The sequence below is a fragment of the Halohasta salina genome, from assembly GCF_024178165.1.
Lineage (GTDB): Archaea > Halobacteriota > Halobacteria > Halobacteriales > Haloferacaceae > Halohasta > Halohasta salina.
Genome location: NZ_JAMZIE010000012.1, coordinates 1 through 25,959 on the forward strand (window position 1 = coordinate 1; position 25,959 = coordinate 25,959).

General features: G+C 49.2%; 15 protein-coding genes and 8 pseudogenes. 12 read left to right on the plus strand and 11 right to left on the minus strand.

The genetic code is table 11. The features are described 5' to 3' along the window. The 3 pseudogenes from NKJ34_RS14905 to NKJ34_RS14915 form a co-directional block, all read right to left on the minus strand. Positions 1-69 (minus strand): annotated as a pseudogene (locus NKJ34_RS14905) (IS6 family transposase); the annotation flags it as partial. Positions 70-299: 230 nt separating this feature from the next. Then, positions 300-1,034 (minus strand): annotated as a pseudogene (locus NKJ34_RS14910) (IS4 family transposase); the annotation flags it as partial. 28 nt (positions 1,035-1,062) lie between these two features. Continuing rightward, positions 1,063-1,866, minus strand: a pseudogene (locus NKJ34_RS14915) (IS1595 family transposase); the annotation flags it as partial. 38 nt (positions 1,867-1,904) lie between these two features. On the opposite strand from NKJ34_RS14915, the pseudogene NKJ34_RS14920 reads away from it, so the two are divergent. Next, positions 1,905-3,008: pseudogene (locus NKJ34_RS14920) on the plus strand (IS630 family transposase). 190 nt (positions 3,009-3,198) lie between these two features. Here NKJ34_RS14920 and NKJ34_RS14925 read toward each other — a convergent pair. Together NKJ34_RS14925 and NKJ34_RS14930 are read right to left on the minus strand one after the other, a co-directional pair. Then, positions 3,199-4,167 (minus strand): hypothetical protein, encoded by a 969-nt coding sequence (locus tag NKJ34_RS14925; protein WP_253739103.1) that lies wholly within the window; start codon positions 4,165-4,167, stop codon positions 3,199-3,201. A 55-nt stretch (positions 4,168-4,222) separates the two neighbouring features. Continuing rightward, positions 4,223-4,966: a hypothetical protein gene (locus NKJ34_RS14930; RefSeq protein WP_253739104.1), complete on the minus strand. Its 744-nt coding sequence runs from the start codon at positions 4,964-4,966 to the stop codon at positions 4,223-4,225. Positions 4,967-5,056: 90 nt separating this feature from the next. On the opposite strand from NKJ34_RS14930, the pseudogene NKJ34_RS14935 reads away from it, so the two are divergent. Next, positions 5,057-5,362: pseudogene (locus NKJ34_RS14935) on the plus strand (ISH6 family transposase); the annotation flags it as partial. Between the two features lie 60 nt (positions 5,363-5,422). Here the strand turns inward: NKJ34_RS14935 and NKJ34_RS14940 are convergent. The 3 genes from NKJ34_RS14940 to NKJ34_RS14950 are packed head-to-tail and all read right to left on the minus strand — an operon-like array spanning position 5,423 to position 8,727. Then, a complete protein-coding gene (locus NKJ34_RS14940; RefSeq protein WP_253739105.1) occupies positions 5,423-6,430 on the minus strand; it encodes a glycosyltransferase in 1,008 nt (335 codons plus the stop codon). Then, positions 6,430-7,587 carry a glycosyltransferase gene (locus tag NKJ34_RS15910; RefSeq protein ID WP_253739106.1) on the minus strand — a complete coding sequence of 386 codons (1,158 nt, stop codon included), beginning with the start codon at positions 7,585-7,587 and terminating at the stop codon, positions 6,430-6,432. Before NKJ34_RS15910 ends, NKJ34_RS14940 begins: the two co-directional genes overlap by 1 nt. 27 nt (positions 7,588-7,614) lie before the next feature. Then, positions 7,615-8,727 (minus strand): glycosyltransferase, encoded by a 1,113-nt coding sequence (locus NKJ34_RS14950; protein WP_253739107.1) that lies wholly within the window; start codon positions 8,725-8,727, stop codon positions 7,615-7,617. A 282-nt stretch (positions 8,728-9,009) separates the two neighbouring features. On the opposite strand from NKJ34_RS14950, the gene NKJ34_RS14955 reads away from it, so the two are divergent. From NKJ34_RS14955 to NKJ34_RS15005, 9 genes and pseudogenes are all read left to right on the plus strand, one after another. After that, positions 9,010-9,936, plus strand: a complete 927-nt coding sequence (locus NKJ34_RS14955; protein ID WP_253739108.1) for an alkaline phosphatase family protein — start codon at positions 9,010-9,012, stop codon at positions 9,934-9,936. A gap of 326 nt (positions 9,937-10,262) precedes the next feature. Beyond that, positions 10,263-11,138, plus strand: coding sequence for an IS1595 family transposase (locus NKJ34_RS14965; protein ID WP_253739109.1), 876 nt, complete (start codon positions 10,263-10,265; stop codon positions 11,136-11,138). 56 nt (positions 11,139-11,194) lie between these two features. Next, a pseudogene (locus NKJ34_RS14970) lies at positions 11,195-11,563 on the plus strand (ISH6 family transposase); the annotation flags it as partial. Continuing rightward, positions 11,494-12,042 (plus strand): annotated as a pseudogene (locus tag NKJ34_RS14975) (IS6 family transposase). The pseudogenes NKJ34_RS14970 and NKJ34_RS14975, both read left to right, overlap by 70 nt. Positions 12,043-12,112: 70 nt before the next feature. After that, complete coding sequence (tnpC, locus tag NKJ34_RS14980) at positions 12,113-13,567, plus strand: IS66 family transposase (protein ID WP_253739110.1); 1,455 nt, start codon at positions 12,113-12,115, stop codon at positions 13,565-13,567. A gap of 256 nt (positions 13,568-13,823) precedes the next feature. Next, positions 13,824-15,617: an ABC transporter ATP-binding protein gene (locus NKJ34_RS14985; RefSeq protein WP_253739111.1), complete on the plus strand. Its 1,794-nt coding sequence runs from the start codon at positions 13,824-13,826 to the stop codon at positions 15,615-15,617. Positions 15,618-16,386: 769 nt separating this feature from the next. Then, positions 16,387-17,550, plus strand: a complete 1,164-nt coding sequence (locus tag NKJ34_RS14995; protein WP_253739112.1) for a glycosyltransferase — start codon at positions 16,387-16,389, stop codon at positions 17,548-17,550. Beyond that, on the plus strand, positions 17,547-18,713 hold the full coding sequence (locus tag NKJ34_RS15000) for a glycosyltransferase family 4 protein (RefSeq protein WP_253739113.1): 1,167 nt from the start codon (positions 17,547-17,549) through the stop codon (positions 18,711-18,713). The genes NKJ34_RS14995 and NKJ34_RS15000 overlap by 4 nt, the downstream gene beginning before the upstream one ends. 20 nt (positions 18,714-18,733) lie before the next feature. Next, positions 18,734-19,957, plus strand: coding sequence for a sulfatase-like hydrolase/transferase (locus tag NKJ34_RS15005; protein ID WP_253739114.1), 1,224 nt, complete (start codon positions 18,734-18,736; stop codon positions 19,955-19,957). Positions 19,958-20,167: 210 nt separating this feature from the next. Here NKJ34_RS15005 and NKJ34_RS15010 read toward each other — a convergent pair. Continuing rightward, positions 20,168-20,988, minus strand: a pseudogene (locus tag NKJ34_RS15010) (IS5 family transposase). Positions 20,989-21,085: 97 nt separating this feature from the next. Beyond that, positions 21,086-22,495 carry a sulfatase gene (locus NKJ34_RS15015; protein ID WP_253739115.1) on the minus strand — a complete coding sequence of 470 codons (1,410 nt, stop codon included), beginning with the start codon at positions 22,493-22,495 and terminating at the stop codon, positions 21,086-21,088. An 87-nt stretch (positions 22,496-22,582) separates the two neighbouring features. On the opposite strand from NKJ34_RS15015, the gene NKJ34_RS15020 reads away from it, so the two are divergent. Continuing rightward, the gene (locus NKJ34_RS15020) at positions 22,583-23,707 is read left to right on the plus strand and encodes a glycosyltransferase family 4 protein (protein ID WP_256488773.1); all 1,125 of its coding nucleotides are present in this window, start codon (positions 22,583-22,585) and stop codon (positions 23,705-23,707) included. Positions 23,708-23,780: 73 nt separating this feature from the next. On the opposite strand, the gene NKJ34_RS15915 is transcribed toward NKJ34_RS15020, so the two are convergent. Continuing rightward, entirely contained in the window at positions 23,781-25,946 is a 2,166-nt protein-coding gene (locus NKJ34_RS15915) for a DUF2206 domain-containing protein (protein WP_253739117.1), read from the minus strand. Positions 25,947-25,959: the final 13 nt, after the last annotated feature.

Consider the following 25,959-nt stretch of genomic DNA (forward strand, 5'->3'; position numbering starts at 1 on the left):
CCGCTCTCGCTCCCAACATTCAAGATTTGCCGTGTCTAACGACTCACTGAGCAGTTCTGGGGATAGCATCAACAACTCAAACCACGAACTGCTCACTTCTCAAACTGGCTTAACTAGACAGTGCCGGATCACCGATCAAAGACAGCTACTGCATCTTCTGAGTAGAGAATCACCGAGTATAGACCGTAGAGACGCGATTAATTAACCCTACCCCGACGCTGTCTTGCGTTCAACAGGGCATCACAAGAACAAGTCGCACCGTTGATCCTGTATCCTAACGTGGCAACATTTGTCTTTAGTTAGGACACACACTTCGGTTGCGTAGCTGTAGAGAGCGTTTCTTGGAGAATCGGTCGTTGCTGGTGTATCTTCTGGGCGTCTTCGATCAACCGTTCAAGCAGTGGCTGTGGCGAATATCCCAAAAATTCACCGAGTTTCGAGAGGATCAGCTGGGCGTGCGACCGGAAGGTCACCGCCCAGCGTTCTGGTGGGAAGACGATCTCGACATCAGCCACCTCAGTGACTAACCCCAGTAGATCACGGCTCACCAGCAGTGACAGCAACGCTGCGTACACCAGAATTTCAACAACCGCTGGGTCGGATGTGTCGAACTCATCCAGTTCGTATTGCGTTTTGAGTTCACGGAACAGCAACTCTACCTCCCAACGGCACCGATACAGCGTTGCTAGATCTGACGGGAGAAACTCTTCTCTCGGGAGGTTCGTGATGTAGAGATGGTAGTCGTCGTCGTCCTCATTGCGGACGCCGACGACGCGGAATCGCTTCCTATCCAATGACTGAGTGCCGTTGTACAGCCCCCGTTTGAATTCTGCTTCGACTTCTACGTCGATGTATGTGCGGTAGAGGTCATCTACAACGTCGTGGATCTGCTTTCCCTCCAAGCGAATGGCGTCGCCACGCCATTCGCGGAGTTCCTCTGTTATGACCGGGTTTACGTTCTGTTTCAGTCGGCTGACGAAGTAGCCGTCATTCTCGTCGATCAGTGCAAACCTGCGGTACTTGAAATACGCCAACGCTCTTGTGGCGTAGATTGTTGGTGAGTCATAGTGCAGCTTCGAGGATACTTTTTAGAGCTTCTTTTCGTGGTTTTCTGAAGACCTCACGTCTAAGCTGAAACGCTCTGAGGTACGGTGTGAGTTTGTCTTTTGAGACACCTTGATGGGGCGAGACCCAGGATCGCACCAGCGATCCATGGCTCTCGCAGGTATTCACGTGAACCTCTTCATCAACGTACTTGCCGTCGCCATGGATGACGTATTCTCGGGTGAATGCGTCGTCCTCCTCAAGCGGTTCATACGCCCGAAAGCCATCGGTATAGACAGTCAACGACTCCTGGTGGCGGTCAGCCAGCAGGAGTCGAAATGTCGATTCATCAGCGGCTTTCGTGGGGATTACGTACCGCTCACCGGTGCCGCGGTCTGTGAGAATAAACACGGGTGGCTTGTCAGCAGCGTATGTGTTCCACGCCCGCGCGTGGAGAGGCCACGCGAGCGCGACAGTCGGTCGCGCTCGCGGCCTTTGAGTCCAGCTTTCACGTACAGCTCGTCGATCTCAACCGGGCCTTCGAGGTATGGCGCCGGTAGACAGTCTTGTAGGAAGCATCGATTACCACGTCTAGCTGTCTGAGACTGGTGTTGAAACGGATGTAGGTGTAGACAGCGAGGAACCATTTTCTGAGAGCAACCGCTGAGTGTTCAAAGACCGTGCTAGTCTGATCGTTGAACGTACGGTCGCAATTTTCACACCGATATCGCTGAAACACTCGATAGCTGCCGTACCGAATCACGGATTCGGCACGCAGCGTGGGCAATAGATGCCGTCACGCCAGCGAACCTGTCGTAGTACTCAAGTGAAGTTATGGGGATACGTGAGAAGAGTTTCTCATGGGCGGAGATCGGCGGAAGGAGATTATTCGACATCTCAGCGAGGATGATCTTGATCGCTTGCTATCGGAGGCGGACGATCCGAAGGTCGTCCGCCGCCTCTCATTTGTGAAAAATCTCTATGCAGGCGATACACTTGAAGAAGCAGCTGCTCGCGTCGGAAAGTCTGAATCAACAGGCAGTCGATGGGCGCGAAGGTGGAACAAAGGTGGCCTTGGACAGCTCACGCCGAACTTCGGGGACGGTCGTCCCCCGAAGCTCGGCGAAGATGAACAGGAGCAACTCGTTGAGATGCTCCGTGAGGATCAACCATGGCAACCGCAGGAAATTCAGCATCTTATCAACGAGGAATTTGGCGTCGAATACCACCCAGTCTATCTGAGTGAGTTTCTCAAAGACCTCGGTCTCTCGTACGCAATTCCACGGACAAAGCGACCCTCTCGACCAGAAAACGCCGAAGAGATTCTCGACGAGCGCGTCGATGACGCGCTCGCCGAGGACACAGATGGGCCTCACAACAAACGCGAGGGTGACGACGATGAAGGCTGGGTTGTTGACGACGATGTCTGTACGGACGGTGGTACTGTGGTCGGCTTTTTCGACGCGTCACATCCACAGCCGTACGATAACTCACGACGGATGTAGTATGTAGATGATCCACATCATGAACGACCGCTGGTTCAGATTTTCGAACCAGCGGTCGGGTTCTATGCACTCAACGGTCAAAGCGTAGTTAGCTTTCCGGAAGATCAAACGAAGGAGCGGATCTGTGAGTGCTTAGAACGGATACGCGAGCAGAATCCCGCGTCGCGGATTCTGCTCGTCTTAGATAATCACTTCGCACACACGTGCGAATACACCCGAAGGCGTGCCCATCAGCTTGGCATCGATTTTGTGTTCCTCCCGGTTGGTTCACCAGATCTCAACCCAATTGAGCAGATTTGGAAGAGTCTCAAGTGGGAAGCTTCACCGCTCATCGTCGAGAGCGGGAACGAGTTCCGCGCTCTCGTCTCCGATCTCTTCGAGCAACTCACCTCTCGGCTCAGCTTCGCCAAATCGTGGATCGATGAGTTTCTCGGCTCTCGCTTGCAGTTCTTCTCTTAGGTACTAGTAGCAGGTTCGCGGCTTGACGCTCCGAGACAAACGTCTTGATTGGGAACATCGTTTGTCGGGTGGCACGAACGTGTCACCCTTGGCTGAGACTTCCAGTTACTGCTAAGACCTGACCAACAATCCTCTACCCAAGAGCGACAATCTTTAAATTCAATTCAGAAGGTGTAGTTAGTTCTTAATACTACTGATAGCCAAGTTGTTTTAACCGAGTTTCAATAATTTCTTTATCAACAAGGATGCTATTACAACCATCATCTTCAATCTCTCGTCTTTCATCTTCAAATTCAGCCCAAGGAACCGTAGTTAATTTTGGATGATGTAGATTATCCGGGTGAGCATAGCGACGCATAGGGAATGGGCGAAGGAGTTCACCAAATAACTCACCATGATCGGCAGTCACGACTTTTTTTCCAGAAACGGACTCCAAGTATCTCTGTGCATGATGCCAAGCGTATCCAGTATTTTCACAATATACCTCCCAGAGCTCTTCTTTTGAAACATCGCCTTCAATGTAGGAGTCTGCTTCCGGGTGTATCCTTGAAGGTTCTTCACGTTCTGTCCCATCTCGAAGTCCAATACAGGGGGCGTGGGGCTGAAAATAATGGACGATAATCCGCTTATTTGGATACTCTTCTGCTACCTCTATTGCTCGATTGGTAACATCACGGGCAGGAATTGTTGTACCATAGTCAAAATCGAATTTCCTCATATCTGTAGCATTAGCCAAGTCAGCATGATCAAGATCGTAGAGTTCTACCCAGAGATTGATGATATCATGAAAGGAATCAGGAGCTTGCCTAGATACCCACGGATTCGCGCTCACGTACACAGTATCTCCCATCGACTTGCTCGCGAACGTGCGCTTGATCCACTCTGGAGTGGCAGATCCATTTGACCTCCTTCGTTGGTAGGAGTCACCAACTTTTCCAACCACTTCCTCAAACATATCTGCTCTACAGGCATCCAATATCAATAGGTGATCCCAATCCTCTACCGCCATATCCACCCCGCTTGAATAAGTATTGTTTATTATGGGAATAAATATAGATTCCTCCAGTCGTGTCTTGGTATAGTTCCGTGTTTCAGTAAATAATTTTCTTACTCCGTTATTTCGAAATATCTCTATAGCTCTTTTCCATTTTTGGATCATATTTATGGATGCTACCTAATGTTTATAAATTCTTCCGATTATTTGTGAGAGGATCTTATTTCGTCGCCACAGTTACCCGGACATCCTTGCTGTTCATGACCTCTTCTCGTGAGGGTTCTGCAACTCCTACCGTTTTTATGTTGTATCCTCTCTCTAAGAGAGTACCAATAACTTTATTTGTGGGTGCTTCAAGAACACCATGAGATTCAACAACAACGGCACGAGGCTGTGGGATTTCATTTAGTATTTCCAATTCTGCACCCTCTATATCTATAATGTATACATCTGCAGATGGAAGTTCATTAGTACATACATTTTCTGGTGAGCCAAGCTCTCCCCAGACTTCTTCAATGTCACCAACGACAGCGTGATTAACTTCAACAGGAGCGCTAGTCCGATTTCGCCTGATAGTCTCCTCTAATACATCCACCATCTCTTGTGATGCCTCAAAAACGCGTACGCTCCCGTTTGGTCCTGCATAGCGACTAGCGTGTGTTGTTACCACCCCAGCGCCTCCCCCAAGAATGGTAACATCATCACCCGGCTGTATAACCTTTTGAGCGCCCCTTCGTAGACCCTCCTCATAAGTGGGCCGAATGAATCCACCAGTGTCGTATTCTGCTGAGCATATTTCACCAATTCGGTGATGTCTAATAGTGACTTTATTACAACGCTGGTAAATTCGAGGAGTACAAGGGGCCACCTTTTGGTTTAAGATGAACTGAAATGTGCGCGAAATCAGAGCTAGCAACCCAGATTCAGAATATATTTTTTTGGCACCCTTCAAGTGAGTATTCATGGACAGAATTCCGAATCCTATATTATAAATGTTTTCTGAATTTTCGGCTTTGTAGTATCAGTAGATGGGGGTTGGTTTCGTAGAACTCTGAAGGCTGCGGTGTATCTCCAGGGGTGGTTGCCGTCAATCGTGACATTTGCTGAGGCTATTGAGGGGTTCGAGGTGCCGTGGACCTCGAACCCCGTCGAACGCCTGATGGGGGAAGTCAGCAAGCGGTGTAAGAACCAGTGGATGCGCTGGACAGCAGAGGGGCTAGAGGCGTTACTCCAACTTCGGCTCGTGAAGTACGCTGATCCATCTCACTACCAGCTGTTCCTCGACGAACTGCTCCAGCGATCAACCAAAACAGCAATGAGCTGTGACCTCTCAACTGAGAGCACCAGAGGCAAACTCTAGAGGACTTTGCGACGCGACCAATTATTTACCTTGGAAGTAACCACTGAATATATAAGTAATTCACAGGCTATTGCCAGACAGGACCGCACTCAATCCCTCTACGGTTTTGTTCCAAGAGAACCGTTCGGCGTTCTCAGTTGCTGCTCTACGTTGCCAACGTGGTACCTCACGCTCTATTATATTCACTACATCATTTGGTGTCGATACAGAGTGCCAATCTTTGCCTTCTTCTCCCAGTATCTCATGGTTGATACTAATATCTCGCCCCAAAGGAATCGTACCATGCGTCTGTGCTTCTACTGGTGACCGTCCAAAACCTTCAGCTTTGGACGGATGAAGGTAGTAGTTAGAGGATGCATACACTTCTGCTAATTGTCTTCCAGAAACTCCTGATAATACCTTACACGGTAAATCGATTTCTTTAAAATTGACTGCGACACAATTAAATCCTGATTTAGCGGCTAACGCGATAGATTCTCGAAGAAACGTAGGATCCTTACGCTCAATCACGCTTCCAACGTATAATAAATCAATCGACCGATTGCTGACTTGTACACATGGTTGTTCAACGCCTTGGTAAATTACTGTTGCCTCTCCATCAAAGGGTGTTCGATGATACACATCACGTTTCGTCTCCTCGGATGCACAAACGATCTCAGAGCACTTCACGACGTTCGTAAGATATTTTCGAGCTCGATTGAGCTCAAGTTTACTTGAAAAGAGCGTAGTTGCCGGGAAAATATCATGCACATATGGGATGATTGTAGAATTTGCCACCTCGGGGTCAATCCAGAGAAAATCTTGTGAGGAAATGAAGAGAACGTCGTATTGACGGGCGGCCTGATATAGTTTCCTTCGATACTGCATAGTTGTGGCCCATGAGTCAATATAAGTAAGAATAGGAATATCTCTGAATTCGAAATCTGGGAAAGGCCAGTACGCGTCGATCTTCACTTTCTCTGCACCAATTCGTTTTACAAGAGGATCAAGAGCTTTTCTATTAAATTTTCCACGTGCAGATAACTTCGGGCCTGGGTAGTATACGACTCCGATATTTTTCTTCTTCATCATATAGTCTGTTGATATAGGTTTGCATGGGCCTTTGCGACGGCTTGGAAAGAATTCGCTTTCCCATATGCACGGAGGCCGGATTTTAGTTTTTCACGGTGGGACTCAGACTTAATAGTGTGCTGTACGGCGGAAGCTAACTCCTTGATTCCATTATTTTTAGGAACGACATCTACACTTCCCCAACCAGCCTGCAAACGCTTAAAATATGGCAAATCATATGCCACAATAGGAGTTTCATAGACTACACACCAATTAAATATTCCACTTTGATCGATATCCCGATACGGGAGTACAACAACGTCTGCAGCTTGGAAGACTCGCTTGAATCTTTCTTCCTCGAGTGTGCCAGTAATCTGTACATTTTCACCACTTTGACGGCGGATCTCTTCTTCATAAGATTCCATGGTTTCGGTTCTGGCTCCCCCACCGATAAGAAACTCATACTCTGGGAATTGTTCGGCTAGATGGATGAAGTCACGATGGCCTTTTCGGTGTTCCATGTAACCTGGGAGGGCTATTACTGTCTCATCTTTGTTATAGCCAAACGTGACCTTCGCAGCACTAGATGGAATATAAGTAGATTCATCCAATTCCGCACCGTGTGGAAGGTCTTCGATTTTCCCGAGAATCTTGTCCCTCTCAAAGTCCGCTTTACTATCTTCCGAGAGAAGTATAACTGTCTCTGAGGACCAGGCTATCAGTGAATGAAGGAATCTTAGATATATGGCCCCATACCATGGACGTTGATCGTCCTCACTATCATGAACTGTATGGACTGTAGTAAAAATTCGTTTCCTATGTAGAAAACAAAGAAAACGTAGCAGTGGAAAAAATAGAACCGCAGCTACAGCTGGTATATTCGATTTTTCGCAAATGGATTCACAATACAATCCATATTCAAACTGAACATGTATAATTTTTTCACCAGACATACATGCCTTAAGTGCGAGAGAAATGTAGGTTAGGATGGTGGCAGTATCAGCATCAAATGTTGTCTTTGTTGCCCTGACGTTCTCAAAAGATTCTATTAGTTGCTGTGTGTATTTGCCAATCCCACAGCTACCATCTGCCTCTGTTGTCACATAACGAATATCGTCATCAATTTGTTGAAATGATTGATGAGGAGTATCGTCGCTATTTGGGTAATCTGTCACGGGTTCTTCACGCAAATCCGCACTTAATCAAGTTTCGGCGACCTCTCGATAGAGTCGTTTAAGAGCAACGCCTGCTTCCTCCCAGTGTTGTTTCCTTGCGTAATTTTCAAGACTATTCTGGTAATCTTCTTCTGAGTTTATTAGACTAACGATAGCTTGACAAAGATCCTGACCCGACTCACGTGTGAACGTTTCTCCGAGGTCATACCTATCGATTATTTCACCGATGTCTGAATCCTGATTACCAATGATAGGGACTCCGGTCATGCAGGCTCTGCGCATGGGCCCTGAAATACCACGTTTTCGACGGTAAGGCAGCACAAGCACATCCGTAGCTATGAAGTAGTAGTCGACCAATGATTCAGGGATGAATTCGAGATGGCTTACAACCTCAACAGAGTCATTAGCTCCTTCAATCCACTCATCGACATCGTCCTCATCATAATCAACGGCAGAGCCAGCAAAGACTACTGTGATCTCACAGTTTAGCGCTCCAAGTTCTTTTCCGAGAATATCTGGCCCCTTCTCGTATCGTAGTCCTCCAAAAAACAAGATAATTGGTTTATCTTGTGGGAGATTCAATTTCTTTCTTGCCTGTTGCTTGGTACAATGGGTCGAAAGATCAGGTGTCGGAGCGGGGATGACTTGGACATCTTCTTCCGAGATGCAGATTGTCTGCGCAAGGAGACGTTTTTTAATACTGTCTGCGTGAACTGTGAGGACATCAAGGGCTTTGCTCTTCAGAACTGAGGCTAATGATAACGTGGAAACCTGTCTTGTCGCTTGTTTCAGAACACCCCCTCCGGAGGACGTGAAAGAGTCTCTGTGAAGGGTCCCAACTACAGAGAAATCATAGGCTTTTAGATGCAACGAGGCGATGGTGTACGGAACAAGTGTTCTGTCGAACCACAAGAGATGGAGGACATCGCAGTTTTGACCTTCCGCCGCACTCAATATAGATTTGATCTGCTGGGTGCGAACTTTCTGTTCTGAAATAGATCCTATGAGTCCCTCGCTTGGATCCCTCTGCGGTGAGGGGACTGAAATTTCCTGAATTTGGAATTGTTCATGATCAGGAAGCTCATCAAGCCGCTGGTGACTTGGGTCCGTTATAAACACAACCTTATTGCCTTCTTTCAATAAATATCTGCTTATAAGAGATACATACGGGGTATGATGTCCTTTCCAATGCAGATCTGCTAACACTAATTTCACAATTTATATTCCTTCATACTGTGCCATTGCGTTTGAATGTTATTGTAGCTATTTCGTTGATACTGTTTAACTCTAACGAACAACAAAAGAGTGATAAAGATATAAAACGTAGTTGTAAATTAATAAATGAGATTGAACTACTCCACGTTTTTAACTATATCCGATGTAAAGAAAGGTTAATTATTTAGCTATTCTTATCAACAATACATGGGTATAATTCCTGGTATTACAGATCGATTGAAAACAGAGATAAATAGATTTGGATTTGTTGATGGTATTAGGTATTGGAAAAGACAAGCATCTATACGAAGCCAAAATAATGTTATAGGGGTAAATGTATATGAACGTGATTGGGATGCATTGATTCTCTTAGATGCTTGTAGAGTGGATGAACTCAAGAGACAGTCATGCAAATTTGAATTTCTCTCGGACTTTAATCAAATTCCATCTGTGGCAACACATAGTCCTTCTTGGATGTCAAACACATTCGCAAATATCACCCCAACCGAACTAGACAACACAGCCTATATAACAGCCAACCCATTTAGCGAAGAAATTCCAGAGGTACAAAAAGTTGAGTTTTTAGATCATGTCTGGAAATATGCGACAGATTCATCGCTCAATGTGGTCCCTCCTCGCCCGGTGACAGATAGGGCAATTAAGCTAGCACGGTCCCAATCGTATGATAGACTAATTATCCATTACATGCAGCCTCATGCACCGTTCATACGCCAATCAGATGACGACATCGAAACAATTCTAGAGGGGAATCAAAGTGAGAATGATTACGGAGAGGGATTAGGTGTATGGCCAGCAATTTATGCAGGTCATGTTGATCTTGACGAAGCCATTGAAGCTTACCGAGAAACTCTTGCTTTTGTTTTAAACGATGTTGCACTCCTCCTGGAGAATCTTGATGCCCCCGACACAGTCATCTCTGCAGATCACGGGCAGCTGTTCGGAGAGCAGGGGATCTATGGGCATCCTCCCGACATGCCACTCCCCCCTTTGCAGAACGTCCCGTGGGTGAAAACCGCTGCCTCTGATTTAAATACCTATAGTCCGAAGTCATATGACCGTAGTGTCGACGATATAGGAAGAGATGAGCGTCTTCATGCACTCGGTTATCATTGATGGATGCTCTTGGGTAGAGGATCGTTGGTCAGTTCTCAAAAGTAGTTGAAAGTCATAGTAGGTAGAGGTTACACGTTTGTGTCACCCGACAAACAACATTTCCAATCAAGACCTTTGTCTCGGATCGCCGGGCCGCGAACCTGCTGCAACAGGTTCGCTGGCGAGACGGTGTCCATTGCCCACGCTGCGTGCCGAATCCGTGATTCGGTACGCTAGCTATCGAGTGTTCCAACGATCGCTCATCCGTAGGAGATTGTTGATACTGCTAAGCGGTCGCTCCAGAGTCGAAGAGGACAAGGCCACCGCGTCAGCGGTGGCCGACACGAATGATTCCGCTCGATGTGTTCGGATCGGAAGCAGTCGCAGCGAATCTGCTCCAACAAGTTCGCTGGTGTGACGGTGTAACTTGTCCTCGCTGCCGTTCTGACCGGACGGTCAGAAACGGCAGCTACAGAGAGTTTCAACGGTATCTGTGTAAGAATTGCGACCGCACGTTCAACGATAAGACGGGCACGATTTTCGCTTACTCGAAGATTGCACTCCGTCTGTGGCTGTTCTCGATTTATGCGTTTCTCCGGTTTAACACGAGCCTCAGCCAACTACAGTACGAAATTGGAGTAACACACAAAACGGTCCACCGGCGCATCGAGTGCTTCACCAGAGCACTTGATGCGCCTTCCCTCGATCTCGTCGGACCAGTCGAAATCGACGAGGTGTACGTCTCTGCCGAAAAGAAAGGCCGCGAGCGCGATCAAGAGTCGCGCTCGCGTGGCCTGTCCACGCGTGGGCGCGGAACATATGGTAGTGACAAGCCACCCGTGTTCATTATCGCTGACCGCGGTACTGGACAGCGGTACGTTATCCCTGCGAAAGCCGCTGACGAATCGACGATTCGACTCCTGCTGGCTGACCGCCACCAGGAGTCGCTGACCGTCTATACAGACGGCTTTCGAGCGTACGAACCACTTGAATCGGACGACGCATTCGACCGCGAATACGTCGTCCATAGCGACGGAGAATATGCCGACGACGGGGTACACGTCAATACCTGCGAGAGCCACGCGTCGCTGGTGCGACGGTGGCTCTCGCCGCATCGAGGCATCTCTAAAGACAAGTTGACACAGTATCTCAGAGCGTTCCAATTACGCCGGGAGCTGTATCGAAAGCCTAGTCGTGTTGCAAAGTCCTCTAGAGCTCAGTAGCAACTGACTCCCTTGAGGAAAGGGACGCCTCTGGTGTCCAGTCCGAGAGGTGCCCCATGCACGCCACAATCGACGTGCGGTTGACCGTTAGCATCGACGACGACAAAACGATACCGCTGGCCACGCTTGCCGAGTTCATTACTGACCAAAACATCGAATCGGTCCTCCTCGAAGGCCTTGTCGAGAGCCTCGACGCAGCCTGCGTCGAGGCACTCTGCGGCGAGAAACACGCACACGGCAACAGTGAACAACGCTTCCAACGCCGCGGCACCGATACCCGCACAGCCATCACAACTGCCGGGGACCACGAGTTCAGCCTCCACTACGTTGAAGATACCGCCGCTGACCACGACGAATCCAGTTACTTCCGGCCCGTCGAAGATGTTCTCAGCTTCGAGTTTTTGTGGAACAAGAATCGACACCAGAGTTTCTGATGAAGCTCAGTATTCAGCTACATCTGTTGGGTCTCTCACTTTCGACTATTGTTCGAGTATTTGTGATATTCGGTATCCAACGTGCTCAATCAACAGTTCATAGTTGGATTCACAAGGCCGATCTACGGCCAAAATCTGGCAAGAATCCAGATTACACTGCGGTTGACGAAACGGTGATCCATCTCAACGACCAACAGTATTGGCTGTATGCAGCAATCGATGCTGAGGCGAACGAATTGCTTGAAACAACTAGAACACCATGATTGCTCAGCAGTTCCTCACTGAGATCGGTGAGAAACATGACGTCTCTGAGGCAGTGTATCTCATTGATGCAGCACAACCATTGCAAGTTGCGTGTCACCGAGCGAGCTACGATTTCAAATATGAAAAACATGGAGATCGGAATGCCGTCGAACGTGTCTTCAGATATAAATCGTCGAACTATCCGTTTCTCGAAGTGTTTCAGGTAGTTGGATAGCAGTTCCATGCCGAGACGATTTCGTAGCAGTCTCATAGATCGTTCACCAGTACTGAACTATTGTGTCGCTGGGGAGTCGCGGATCAGCGGAATCGATAGATTCCGTGATCCGCACCGATGATAGTCCGCTACTCCGCCAGCAGTTGGTAATCAAAGAGCTTGAGAACCGGTTTCTACGCCGCCAGATCACTGCACAACAACAGGAGATCGAACAGCTTGAGGCACGCCTCAAGCAGTACGAAAACCCAAACACACCACCCAGTAAGCAGGGTGGTGCGGCTAAATCACCAGGTGGTGACGGTCAAGACGGGGATGAAGACGAAGAATCTGAAGAAGACGACGCTGGCGGCGACCCTGACGCCGCCAGCGACTCATCGCCCGGACGGAGTGAAGGTCACGAAGGGACAACACGACCGCCACCAGAACCCGAAGAGACGATTCGGGTTGATCAGGGATACTGTCCAGACTGTGAGCAAATCCTCTCGAACCCTGATAACTACCTCTCACGAACTGTTATCGATGTCCCGCTTCCCGTTCCAACCACCGTCGTAGAGTTCCAACTCGGCAAACACAACTGCTCCTGTGGAAACGAGGTCGTTGCTGAGCATCCTGACTGTCCCGAAAAGGGGCGGTTTGGGCCAAATATCCTGGCCCAAACCGCTCTCGGTCGGTTCCATCAACGACTGCCAAACCGAAAACAGGCCGAGTTGTTTGACTGGGAGCTCGACCTTCCGATCTCCCACCGGACGATCTACAACTTAACCAAGCGGGTCGCAGACCGGCTGCGACCCGCATACAACGATGTCAAAGAGAAGATTCGAGAGAGTGAGGTCGTCTACTGTGATGAAACAGGCTTTCCGGTTGACGGAGAGCAACACTGGGCGTGGACGTTCGTCACTGATGACGAAGTGCTGTTCTGGGTTGATGAGAGCCGTGGAAGTCAGGTCCTGGAAGACGTCCTCGGCGAGGAATTCGCCGAGGACTCGACGCTCAGTTGTGACGGCTGGTCAGCGTATCCGAGTTATCACACGAAGCTTCAGCGGTGCTGGGCGCATCTGTTGCGGGAAGCCGAGTACGTCGCTGAACGGTACGACGAAGCAGAGCGGCTGTCTGGAGAGTTGCACGCACTCCACGACGATCTAACGGCGTTCGTCGAAGGAGATCCGTCCGCTTCCGCCCGCGAGCAGAAGCGGGCGGAAGCGTCCTTGCACTTAGAGGGCCTGATTAGGGAAGATTACCAGGTCCGAGAGGTTCAGCAGCTGATCAAGAAGATCAGCAATGGGTTGGGTCATTGGCTGACGTTTGTGACTGAGCCAGACGTTGAATCGACGAATAATCGCGCAGAGCGGGCTCTGCGCGAGCAAGTAGTCCTTCGGAAGATGTTTCGGACCCTCCGTTCGGCAGAAGGGGTCCAGATTCACGAGACAATAACAACGATGTTGGCGACGTGGAAACGGCGAGGACTTGACCCACCTGAACAGCTCCAGTCAATTTTGGGTGGGAGAGAACTTCGGTAAGGACGAGAGGCATCACTGAGCGGTGTATCTTGGTCTTGCTATCCAACTACTGTTTCAGCAAAGCTTTAGCGGAGACTGCCGACGACTGGATCAGCTCGCTCAGCTTAGCATGGAACCAGCTTATCTAAACACTACCGCTATAGAGGGGCAAAGGTACAATACTTGTTGAGTGTATGGACAACGGCAAACTTATGCCTCACATTGTCTGGTTATAGAACAGAATGGTTCTCAGAGAGCACCATCACGGGGTGAGGGTATGACCGATGAGATGATCTCCCGACGAGAACAGTTTCGGGCGTTGCTGGAAGTGGCACGCTACCGCCCGAAATTCACCGCGAGTATTGTCGCATTAGGTGTCGTGGTCGCAGTTCTTGAAGGTGTAGGGTTGGGCTTCATTTACCCGATTATCCAGGTTACTCAGGGGAACACCGAAGCAAGCGGGGGTCTTGTTGGTTTGTTCGCGCGGGCGTACGATTTCGTCGGCATCCCGTTCACGTTACAATACATCATTTTAGGTGTCGGCTCAATTCTTGCTGTCCGCTACACCTTTGCCTTCGTCATCGACTGGTTAACCGCAAAGCTCCGGATGGATTACATGCGATACCTCCGGACAGAGACATTCGAGAATGCACTAGATGCTCGTATCGCGTACTTCGACAAGAAAGGCTCGGACGAGATGCTCAACGCTATTATCACGCAGACACAGTACGCGGCCAGTACGATTCGTCGGATTCGTCGGGCACTCGAACTCTCACTCATCAGTCTCGCCTACGTACTCGTTGCTGTCGCACTCTCACCCGTATTGATGCTCGCCAGTATCGTCGTCTTAGGGGGATTCATGCTAGGAATCCGTCGAGTACTTGAATCCGGGTTCAGCGTCGGAAGCAAGGTAGCCAGTGCGAACGAGCGGGTTCAGGAGTCGGTACAGGCAGGGATGCAAGGCATCCGAGACGTGAAAGCGTTTAATTTACACAACGAACTGTTTGGAGACTTCGGTTCCGCGGTGAACCAACATGTCGTCTCTTTGGTTCGCCAGCGCCGGAATCAGGCGATTATCAATAACTTCAATCAGTTCATGACGGCGGCAACCGTCTTCGCGCTGATTTTTGTTGGTATCGAGGTAGTGAACCTCTCGGTTGGGGTACTTGGTGTATTCCTGTTCGCGATGTTCCGGCTGGGGCCAAAACTGAGTAACCTGAACGACGTAGTGTACACTTTGGAGAACGATCTCCCACACCTCGTTAGGACGCAGACGTTTGTCACGAGCCTGAAGAACAACCGAGAGGATAGTGGAGAGGCGTCGGTTCCGGCCCCGATGGAAGAGATTTCGTTTAATCACGTGGATTTTTCTTACGAGACGACCCAGGAACAGGTTCTCGATGGGGTTTGCTTTAATATCGAACGTGGCGAGTTCGTTGCATTCGCAGGACCTTCGGGTGCTGGGAAGTCGACAATTGTCTCACTCTTGATTCAAATGTATACCCCAGACAGTGGAACAATTACCGCAGACGGAAAGTCGATAAACCAGTTTGAGATTCACGACTGGCGATCGCGTGTCTCTCTGGTCCGACAGAATCCGTTCATCTTCAACGATACATTACGATACAACCTCACAATCGGCAACCGGGACGCGACGGATGAAGAAATTGACAGTGCGTGCCGAATTGCGAAGGTTGATGAGTTCCTTGACGATCTACCGGCCGGATACGACACTGTTCTGGGAGATAATGGTGTTCGTCTCTCTGGTGGACAGAAGCAGCGCGTCGCTATTGCAAGAGCCATTTTGAAGGATGCTGATTTTTTGGTGCTGGATGAGGCGACAAGTGATCTTGATAGCCATCTTGAATCCGATGTTCACAAGGCCATTGAGGCAATGGACCGGGACTACGGTATCATCGCCATCGCTCACCGACTTTCTACCATCACCGATGCAGATAGAATCTACATGATGGAAGATGGGTCAATTGTAGAGAGTGGCGAGCACGGAACGCTCGTAGAACACGATGAAAAGTACGCAAATCTGTATGCTGCCCAATCACAAACTGGATAAAGCGTCTCAGAGGAAGCCAATCAGTAATTTTAGATTTGCTTTGAGTAGGCTCAGTTGACCACATCGGATTAGAGGAAGTGCTTGCTTGAATGTAGTGTGAGACCAAGCAGTATACAGATAGAAGATGAACATCTGTTTGATTTGTCGTCAACAGCCTCAAAGAGAAGCTTCCGATATATCTCGCAAAGGGTGTTAAGATTCCGACTCAAAGGCATTTGTTTATGAAATCTGTGAGATAAGTGATGACTCCCCACACGCTAATACAGTCCACAGACACCTTACTGATCAGTTCAATCTTGATACTGTTGAACAGTCTGGAACACTCTAAATGGGAAGCATCGTCGTTAATTGTGAGAGCGTGACAGAATACCACGCCCTTCACATTACTTTTTTGAGCAACTGGTGGTTAAAAAGCTATTGAGACAACTCATAAGACAAGTTGAGATAATCTCCCTAGACACACGAATATCTCCTCATTTCTCTCGAAAGACACGTATATAATCTACTGCTATACGGCGGTTCTTGGCTTACTAAAGACGAACGTTTCTCTGACTTGTTCAACTTAAAATACGATATAATTATATCAGATCATGGCTATACAATACGTGAACGATGGCTGTGGGACCCTCGCTATTGGGTACAACACGCCACTATGCGAGAAGTCCCTCTGGTTGGGACAAAAAATAAAACCTACGACATATGATCCCAAAGAAAATCGTCAAGGAAATCAAAGAAGTCCGTCTGAAAACATTCAGGCATAAGTAGGGTAATGACTGAAAATATCACAGTTATTTTTGTATATCCTCATTCAGATCCTCTCGATCCAGCGGGATCTGGAGGGCAAAATAGACTATATAATTTCATTATTAAAATGGTAGACAGGTATAATGTGTCCGTCATTGGCCAAAAATTCGGAAATGATGTTCCAAAAAATATTGAAACTATTGTATATGATGGTAAAACACCGGGATTTGTTTCAGACTTGGATTACTCATTGGCTGGGCACCTGTATAAAAGCATTAGAACGCAAAGTCCAGATATTATTCACATACCGTATCCATCAGGAATTGTGCTCTCAAAACTACTTTCAATCCTCATTCGATCTGACACCAGTGTTGTGCTTGATGCCCACGACGTGATGACCGAACGCGCTAAGCAGTTCGATAATAGAAATCTCGGCGCGATTACGAAACACTCACGCAAAATCTATATCCCCACTCTTGAATCCATTGCGACTAGAGTCGCTGATCACGTGATCACAGTCAGTGAGAAGGATGCAAAGCTGATGGAACAACTCAACGGGATTCATCGGAACAAAATTACGGTCATTCCTAATGGTGCCGACCCTGTCGATCAAACAGAGCTCACTCCTCGAGAGAGCGTCCGCGACGAACTCGGCCTTGGGCCTGACACGGTTGGCCTTGTCTTCCACGGAAATTACGAGACTGGAACACACAATCTTGAGGCCGCAGAACGGATTATTGACGTTATTGCTCCCCAGTTCAGTGACCGTACCGATGTGCAATTCTTCATCATCGGGAAAGGGACTCCAGAAACGGATCTGGAGAACGTGACTACACTGGGATTTGTGGATGATCTCTATTCAACTCTCAATGCGATGGACTTGGCTGTTGTTCCACTCACTTCCGGGACGGCGACGAAGCTGAAGATGTTCGATTACATGTCGGTCGGACTTCCGATCGTCTCGACGGAGAAAGGTACGGAAGGAATTGAGCTTGAGCACAACAAACACGTACTGTGTAGTGATACCGATACCGAGCAATTTGTCTCCAGTATTGAGCGTCTCTTGGAAGACGATGCTCTGCGCGACCGTCTCAGGAGGAATGCTAGACGGCTGATCAAAGAGAAATATAACTGGGACACAATCGGAGGTCGGCTCAATGATGTCTACGAGAACCTCATCGACCGATGACGAGAATCGCCATCATCCACCGCAAGTTCGGTATCGGCGGTGGCGAATCCGTTTGCTTTCACATTCTCGAGGCACTTCAGGATAGCTACGACGTACATCTGTTCGCTCTCGAAGAACCGGAGTTTGAGAGACTGAATAAAGCATTTGGAACGGATGTAGATAATGTTACAGTACATGCGCCACCGTGGCTCGCGCGCTCCACACGCTTGGTCAATACGCTCAGTTCTAAGGCTACCGGAGGTGCTGCTAGTGTCCAAACCGGGCTTGAATTATCAGCACTTTCGCGTCGATATGGAAGCGAGTGGAATTCCTTTGATCTAAGAATCAGCACCCACGGCGAACTCCCTCTTTCTCCCCCCGCTATCCAATATCTACATCACCCGTTTTTAAATCGGTGGAAAGGTGGAGGACACTTCGAAATTGAGGGCCCGCTTGGCGAAAATTTCAACAAGGCGTATACTATGCTTAGTGGAGCTACTCCGGACGTAGTTCGACAAAGCGAACTATTAACTAACTCCGAATGGACGGCCGATCAAATAGAGAAGCTATATCACAACCGACCAGCTGTCGTGTACCCCCCAATTAGAACCAACAAATTCGAAGGAATACCATGGAACCAGCGTGAAAATGGATTTGTCTCAGTTGGGCGAGTGTCGCGTGACAAGCACACTCACCGAGCAATTGATATCATTAATGAGGTCCGATCAAACGGTTACGATGTACATCTTCATCTTGTCGGGAATATTGACGTAGATACACAATATGGGCGTCGGATAGTAAGGGCGGGAGAAAACTACGACTGGCTGAAAATTGAGGGCCGAGTACCACAAGAAAAACTCTATGAGGTAATTGAACGCCACCGTTGGGGCCTCCACACAAAACCGTTTGAACACTTTGGAATGGCGGTCGCCGAATTTGTCGCGGGAGGTACAATTCCGTTTGTACCAAATAATGGGGGGCAAGTAGAGATTGTTAAACGACTATCTTCATTATGTTATAGTTCAAACAACGATGCGGTGGTGAAAATTAGCAGATGCTTGGAATCGAAAGAGAACGTCATGACGATCCGAAATAGATTATCAAATAGAGAATCCGAATTCAAAAGAAATAAATTTATGGAAGAAATCAAAAATCTGGTAGCAATAAACATAGACATAAATTAGTTCACTAGATTAAATACAATATGAATGATATTATCATAATCACAGTTGATTGCTGGCGTCATGATGCAATCTCAAAAATGCCAAAAGTTCTGGATAGTCTAGAAGATTTCCAAAAATCAAAAGCGGTTTGTCATTCTCCATACACAGCCGGAGTTTTTCCTACACTCTTAGCGAGTAACCATGCTTGGGAAGCTTTCGAAGACGGGGAATTATCAGATAGTACATTTTCTTTGCCGGGCAAACTCTCTAAATTAGGTTATTCAACAGGGGGCTTCGTTGCTGGTAATCCATTTCTCAATGCGTGGGCAGATGAATTCGACACGTTCTGGAACGCGGGATATTTTACTGGTAGGGTGAAAAGTAATAAAGTGAAAAAGACGGTAGAGTACTTGTACCGTTTACTTTTTCAACGACAGGAAGTCCCGGCGGAAAAAGTATTCAGGAAAGCTAATAATTGGTGGACTAATCAGACGTCTCCGACATTTACTTGGATCCATCTAATGGAACCTCACTCACCATATCATCCCGGCCTTCGCAGAGCGAGGGATATCGGATTGGTGGGCTCTTACTATGCCAATCTTGACTATAAATTCACAGAGTATCAAACGGCCCAATCTCTTACAAAATTCACGCAGAGGAGAGTGGAACAACTATACTGGGAATGTATTGAATTGTTGGACGATAAGATTTCAACTTTTGTTGATAAAATCCCAGAAAATGCTACTGTCTTGTTACTTGGGGATCACGGAGAGGAATTTGATCATGGTGTCTATGGCCATGCTCGTCTTTATGATGAGACAGTATTGGTCCCATTCCTCAGTAGGTGGACACTTTCAGAACGTGACTTCGGTGAACCCCTACGTCAACTGGATCTAGCACCAACCATTGTCAATGGATTAGACAGTTCGCTCCCTGAATCTTGGTCTGGAAAATCATATTCTTCAGATTTTACTCCTGCCTATATGTGGTCCGCGCCCGACGTTGGTGGTTATATTTATGCAGGCATTCGAACAGACCAATTTAAAATAATAAGAACTTTTGATCGAGACATGGAACCTTTAGATCTTGAGATATATGATATAAAAAGTGATCCAAATGAGTCTGATGATATTTCGCAGTCAAATCCACGACAAAGTCTGGTTAATGCATTAGATAACTGGGCCAGTGAAGAGCACAATGTTGATTTCATCTCAAAGAAAAATGATTATGTCCAAGATAGATTGGAAGCACTTGGTTATAAATAAAATTTAGTGAAGCGCTTCCGGTGGTGATTGACTCATCAGAGAGTTTTAAATGATGCCCTAGTTATAGTTTTATAGATCCACCGCGGTCATTCCCCAATTATTTTTATGGATTGATGACTAAAGCCAGATTAGTTTTTATATAATGGTTTCATTTACTTCGAACTTTTCCCCTCTCGTCGGTATGCTGAACAAATCTTCAAATAAACGGCTCTATTGAATCGCCATACGGCGTTGGAATTTGCGGGTTAGGTACTGTTTGATGTTGTAGACGAGACACGTCAGGACAATTTCACGGAACTCACGATACCACTCACGCGCTCGGACGGCGGAGCCGTACGAGCGCTTGAATGAGGAATTCACCGTCTCGGTCATTGATCGCTGGTTGTAGAGATCGTCACAGATCCGGGCGTTGTGCGCGTGGTCATATGGTGCGAAGACGCGATGCTTCACTAGCGGACGTATGCCCATCTCTCGAAGAGTTTCACGCAATACTGGCTGTCATAGCCTTTGTCAGCAGTGAGAGTCCGCAACTCTGCGTCGCTTCCTTCCAGAGTCGTTGTGCAGTGAACCTCTAGGATGGCTTGCGTCTCTGTATCGACGAGTTTCGTCGCCTCAACCGTCTGAACACGGTAGTCTGTACGGTCGCAGTAGTGTTTGCTCGCCGGTGATCGCTCGTAGTAGTTTGCATCAACGGCAACGTGTGGAGACGGCTCGTGCAGCTGCGCCGACTGGCGCAGAAGCACTCGCCAGACCTCCATGATAATCTTATCAAACCACTTATTCAACGTCGATGGATGCGGGAGATCCTCGGGCTCAAGCCCGATGATCTCCAAAATTGGCGGCATCACTTCTAGGCGGTTGATGATCATCTCGTAGGTTTCATCAAGGAAAATCCGCAGTCCGTGGAGGGAAATGATCGCATACTCCGCGAAACTGCCGCCGCCTTCCGGCGCGGCAGTTTCGTCCGAATCGTCGGAATAACTTTTTGCTAGCGACACCATCTCCTCGGTGAAGCGGGTGGTAACGTTCATCCAAACCGATACTCTCCCGCTTCAACTCCTTTGATTTACCGACCTATCCCGCCGCCGTCTAGTGATTCAATAGAGCCAAATAAACAGAACACGGCCATCACTCCGCGTATCCGAGTTGCTTGAGTCGATCCATGGTTGCCTGATCGAAGCCCCCCGACGTGAATGAGTTGAGTGAGTTCGGCTCCACTACGATCTCGTTGGCCCGGTCACGAAGCTCGGCATTCACTGAATCCGACTGGATGCGCTCCTTCGGATCGATATCTGTCCGATACAATCCAGCTGGCTGAATAGATATCTCCGCCGTCTTCCCTAATTTATTTGTCTGTGTCACGTGCTTCTCTGCTCCGCTCCGAGCGACGACGGTGTGCCCATAGTGACTGATCGAGTCCGCAAGTAGTACTCCTTCATCTTGTGTAGCCTCCGTGGTAAGGGAGTGTTCTCGTGATAATGAAAGGGGTGCCTCTATTTTTTTAAGACCACAGAGGTCGGTTATCAACTCGTGGAGCCACCCGAGTGAGAACTCCCACGAGAGCCGTCCACCATCTTCCCCCGGAACACGAACAATCAGCGGCACGGCGAGCAACTCGTCGTACGTGTAGTGCTGAGGGTGCCCGTAGATACCTCGATCGTACAGTGCATCCCCGTGGTCGGCTGTCACGATGAGCGCGGTTTCCTCCCAGATGTCGTTTGATTGCAGCCAGTCGACGATCCGTTTCACCTGACTGTCGGCGTACCGGACTGCACTGTCGTACCGTGCCTCTGTCTCAACATCTTGGACATCACTCACCCGCCTGGCATGTGACCTGAACTGTGAGAGCAGCCTACCGTCCGAGAATCCACCATCGCCGACAGAATCCGGATGAATCGGTCCGTGAACGTCCATAAGGTGCGTCCACCCAAAAAAGGGTGCATCCGCCGCCGACAGCTTGTTGAGGAACGTATCGATCACCCGCTCGCCTCGGACCGAGGGCCACCCCGTGATGTACTGGTAGGTCCGGAAACCAAGGAATGGAAGCTCATACCGATAGGGAACCGAGTCGTGCTCCCGCATCGATTCCCTAAGCTGGTACAGCCGTTCCCCGACCTGGAGATCTGGCAGAACCGATCTCGAGCGATCCGCGGTGACGGTCCCAGATCTACCGTCCGTCCGGAGGTTCCTGAAAGTCTCGAATCCTCGATCCGTGTCGACGTGGGTTCCGATCCGGGGGTTGGAGATTACGCCGACCGTATCGTAACCGGCCTCCTGAAGATGAGAAGCGATTGTTGGCTCACCATCTGGAATCCGCTTCTGGTAGAGATTCTCGCCAGCGACACACTGGGCAGAGAGCCGCCCGGCCAGTATTCCGGGGAACGACTCCGTAGTGACCGGCCCCGTCGCATACGCATTGTCGAAGACGAACCCCTCCCGACCGAGCGCGTCCAGTGTAGGGGTTGTATCACGGTGATGGCCGTAGATGCCACACCGGTCACGTCGGAGACAATCTATGGTGACCAATACAATGTTCATTCAGCTTCAAAAATATCTCGAACGGCAAAGTACAATTGTTTTGTGATACAAGATGACTACAATATGCGCATTTGCCTTCTCTCCAAAATGTTCCCGCCGGTTGTGGGCGGATCAGCAATGTACGCCTATGAGATCGCGAACGCTCTCGGTGCTCGCGGCCACGACGTCGACATCTACACCCAGTCGAAGCCGGGAGAAGAACTGACTCGGTCCGTACACGAGAATGTCTCCGTCTACACGCTCACGACGGCCCGGCGGTATCTCGTCACGTTCGAAACACTCTATTACAGCCTTCGTGCCAGGTTGGGCGTTAATTTTGACGACTATGATGTGATTCATGGAACCTTGATGCCCGCCTCGACAATCGCCCTCACCGACCGATTCACCGTCGACACCCCGGTCGTCCTCACGAGTCACAGTTTTGCGCTCAGCGAAGTGTTCGCCCATTCAGCGGAGAAGCCAGCGGACTACCTCCTCAAGTACGCGTTTCACCCGATGAACGTCGTGATGGATAACATCTGCGCAAGGGGCGCAGACCGGATCATTGCGATCAGCGAGGAGATGCGCGAGCAACTCATCAACCGATACTATCTCGACGAATCCAAGATTACCCGTATCTCACATGGTGTAGATACCAACAGGTACCGACCACATGAGAAACGACACGAGGCCGTCTCGGCCGACGCACTCACTCTTCTGTTTGTCGGACGGTTAGTTTCCCGCAAGCGTGCCGATCTGGCTATTGAGGCCCTAGCGGCTGCGGACCGGAGCGACATCGAACTCTTGGTCGCGGGAACTGGTCGGCTAGAAGCGGACCTGAAAAAACTCGCAAGAGAGCACGGCGTTTCCGACCAGGTGACGTTCCTCGGGTACGTCTCGGAAGAGGACCTGCCCCTTCTATATTCCTCAGTCGACGCCACCCTGTTCACGTCTGACTACGAGGGGTTCGGTCTTGTGTTTATGGAGTCGCTAGCCTCCGGGACCCCCGTCATTGGAACCCCGGTCGGCGGGATTCCGGACGTGATCGAGGACGGGGCGAACGGATACGTCTGTCCCCACGATTCATCCGCGCTCGCCGGTCGGATCTTAGAACTGGCTGACGACCCCAAACGACTCGCTGCGATGTCGACGGCAGCAAAAAATGCCGTCCGGACCCGCAACTGGGAGGACGTAGCCAAACGAGTTGAAGCAGTTTACGAGGACGTGATCTGATGGTCCTAAATCGGGCCGTGAGGACACGGTAGATCCAAGTCATCTGTCGTTTTTATAGATCTATTAACACCACTCAACGACTCCCGTTGTAAAAAACGTGGCTCCCGGCCGATGCGTACACTTTGTCCATCCGGTCGACCGACCGAACTGGTTCGTCGTCACACGAACCCTGCCGCTCGATTGGCTGACGAGCCAAATTTGTACAGTTATACAGACCGCTGATAACCTTCCGACTGCTATATCGGTAGTACGCTTCATCGTTCCCATCCCCATGTTTCCTGCTGTCAAGCCAAGCGGCCCCTTTAATGTCGTAGATTGTGTCGTAGTGCATCGCCCAAAAGTAGTCTTTCTCGGCCAGCGATCCATCTTCAACCACCCGCTCCTTGTCGATTAGGATGTTCGGGTGGTACTCCTCCGTCACGGCCCCGTACAGCCCGACATTCAACACGAAATACGTGAGGACGAACGTCAGTGCCAGAGCCTTCCCAGCCGTCCGGAGCGACGAGCGGTTGAGGTGATCTCCGAGAAGTTTCAGTACTCTACGCGGTGTGAGGATTACGAATGGCGCGAAAAACATGAGCGCGGGCATCAACGTCCGCGCAGTACTGAGCTTGTCGACACCAACGAATGTTATACCGAAGACGCCCAAAAACGCAGTCGCGTAGAGGAAGTATTCGGTGCGGGCAATCGATGCATCCGAAGAAATGTCGCCGAGTACGCCTTTCTGGTACCGCTGCCACAGGTGCACCAACCCGAGGACAGCGATACTTACGGCTGCGAGTATCCCAAGAGCGAAATTCATCGACTTCAGCCACCGGATTGTGTTGGAGGTGTAGGTTGTGGTAGCGTACTGGGCGGTCGTCGAATCTTCTGCCGAGACGACACTACCCCCCTCAACGAGATCCCGCCACAGATCAAAAGAGAGGTTGTAGAACTCGACAACCAAGCGGTTGAATGCGCCCCCATCATAGACAATAAACACATACCACACGAATGCTAGTAGCCCGAATAATATCACAACGGTCGGGGCTGTGCGCACATACTTTCTCGTACGAGTAGCACCAAACAGCACCCAGTTTCCTAGAAGCACCAGTCCCACTGCAAAGAGAACAAGATACGCCGTCGCGTAGTGAGAGACGATAAGCCCGAACAGGAACACCAACATGAGAACACGTCCCTTTCGGTGCGTAAGCGTCCGGTCAGTCACTGCAAGCGCGGTCAGCGACAGGAACAGCAATGCACCGCTTGTCCGACTGTTCACCGACAAAACGGTGAAAAATGAATAAAATGACATGGGTAACATCACCGCGAGGAAGGCATCCGACCGATCTATTACTGTCTGATAAGATTTATAAAAAGCGACTGGTGCGAAAGAAAAGAGAATTGGGCTGACAGTCTTGAATTCCCAGACTAGGTCGATGTCTGCAAGCAGCGCGTAGATAGGATGCAACAAGACAATCCGCAGCATCGCATTTTTCATCCATCTCCCGCCCACGGTTGGGTCCCAGACGCCATTCTCAATGACGACCGTCGCAAGGCGTAATTCCTTGCCCACGTCCCACGCCAGTGTGTGCGTTAGCACTGAGTTGTGCAGGAGTAACGACACTGCAATTGCCCAGATTGTGATTGGAAAATATTTCTTTGGTAGGCGGCCGATATATGCTGCGACCGTGAGAAACCCTAAACCCGTTAATACAGCGAGGATGAGTGTATTATCGCCAAATCGGGTAACGGTTCGAGCCCCGAGTACCGATAAAAACGGGAGACAAAGCACAGCTAGCGGCCATGGGTGCCACACCTTGTCAACGAACGCTGTAACATTAATCCGTTGGGTGTCGTTCTGCGTGATATAAATAATAAATAATCCTCCGATCCCTGTAAGCATCGTTATGAACAGTACTATCTGGTTGAACACGACACCAACGCCAAGCCTTGGGAGAACAGTGTTGAGGACTAGTCCGTATATCATCAGAAAACAGAGGCTCAGACCAATCGCATAGAGTAAGCCTGTTACCGTATCTCTCGGTTCGATCTGTAGAATCCTGAGAACTAGATACCCCGGAACGAAAGACAAGAACGGAACAACGATGATGGGACGAATGAGCCACAACTCGATCCCGATCATTTCAATTATGATGCTTCCGGCGAACAACGCGAACATAACACCGAGTAGATTAGTGTCTCGGTTCCAGTCGGTCTGTCGAGTAGCCCACCGGAAGACGTTCTCTGCTGCGCTCACGTCTAGATAGTAT

Coding starts and splice junctions, on each gene's coding strand:
- NKJ34_RS15000 (WP_253739113.1), top strand. CDS start 17,547: ATGACGAGAATCGCCATCATCCACCGCAAGTTCGGTATCGGCGGTGGC.
- NKJ34_RS14955 (WP_253739108.1), top strand. CDS start 9,010: ATGGGTATAATTCCTGGTATTACAGATCGATTGAAAACAGAGATAAAT.
- NKJ34_RS15020 (WP_256488773.1), top strand. CDS start 22,583: ATGTTCCCGCCGGTTGTGGGCGGATCAGCAATGTACGCCTATGAGATC.
- NKJ34_RS14985 (WP_253739111.1), top strand. CDS start 13,824: ATGACCGATGAGATGATCTCCCGACGAGAACAGTTTCGGGCGTTGCTG.
- NKJ34_RS14930 (WP_253739104.1), bottom strand. CDS start 4,966: ATGAATACTCACTTGAAGGGTGCCAAAAAAATATATTCTGAATCTGGG.
- NKJ34_RS15005 (WP_253739114.1), top strand. CDS start 18,734: ATGAATGATATTATCATAATCACAGTTGATTGCTGGCGTCATGATGCA.
- NKJ34_RS14995 (WP_253739112.1), top strand. CDS start 16,387: ATGACTGAAAATATCACAGTTATTTTTGTATATCCTCATTCAGATCCT.
- NKJ34_RS14925 (WP_253739103.1), bottom strand. CDS start 4,167: ATGATCCAAAAATGGAAAAGAGCTATAGAGATATTTCGAAATAACGGA.
- NKJ34_RS15015 (WP_253739115.1), bottom strand. CDS start 22,495: ATGAACATTGTATTGGTCACCATAGATTGTCTCCGACGTGACCGGTGT.
- NKJ34_RS14965 (WP_253739109.1), top strand. CDS start 10,263: ATGATTCCGCTCGATGTGTTCGGATCGGAAGCAGTCGCAGCGAATCTG.
- NKJ34_RS14940 (WP_253739105.1), bottom strand. CDS start 6,430: ATGAAGAAGAAAAATATCGGAGTCGTATACTACCCAGGCCCGAAGTTA.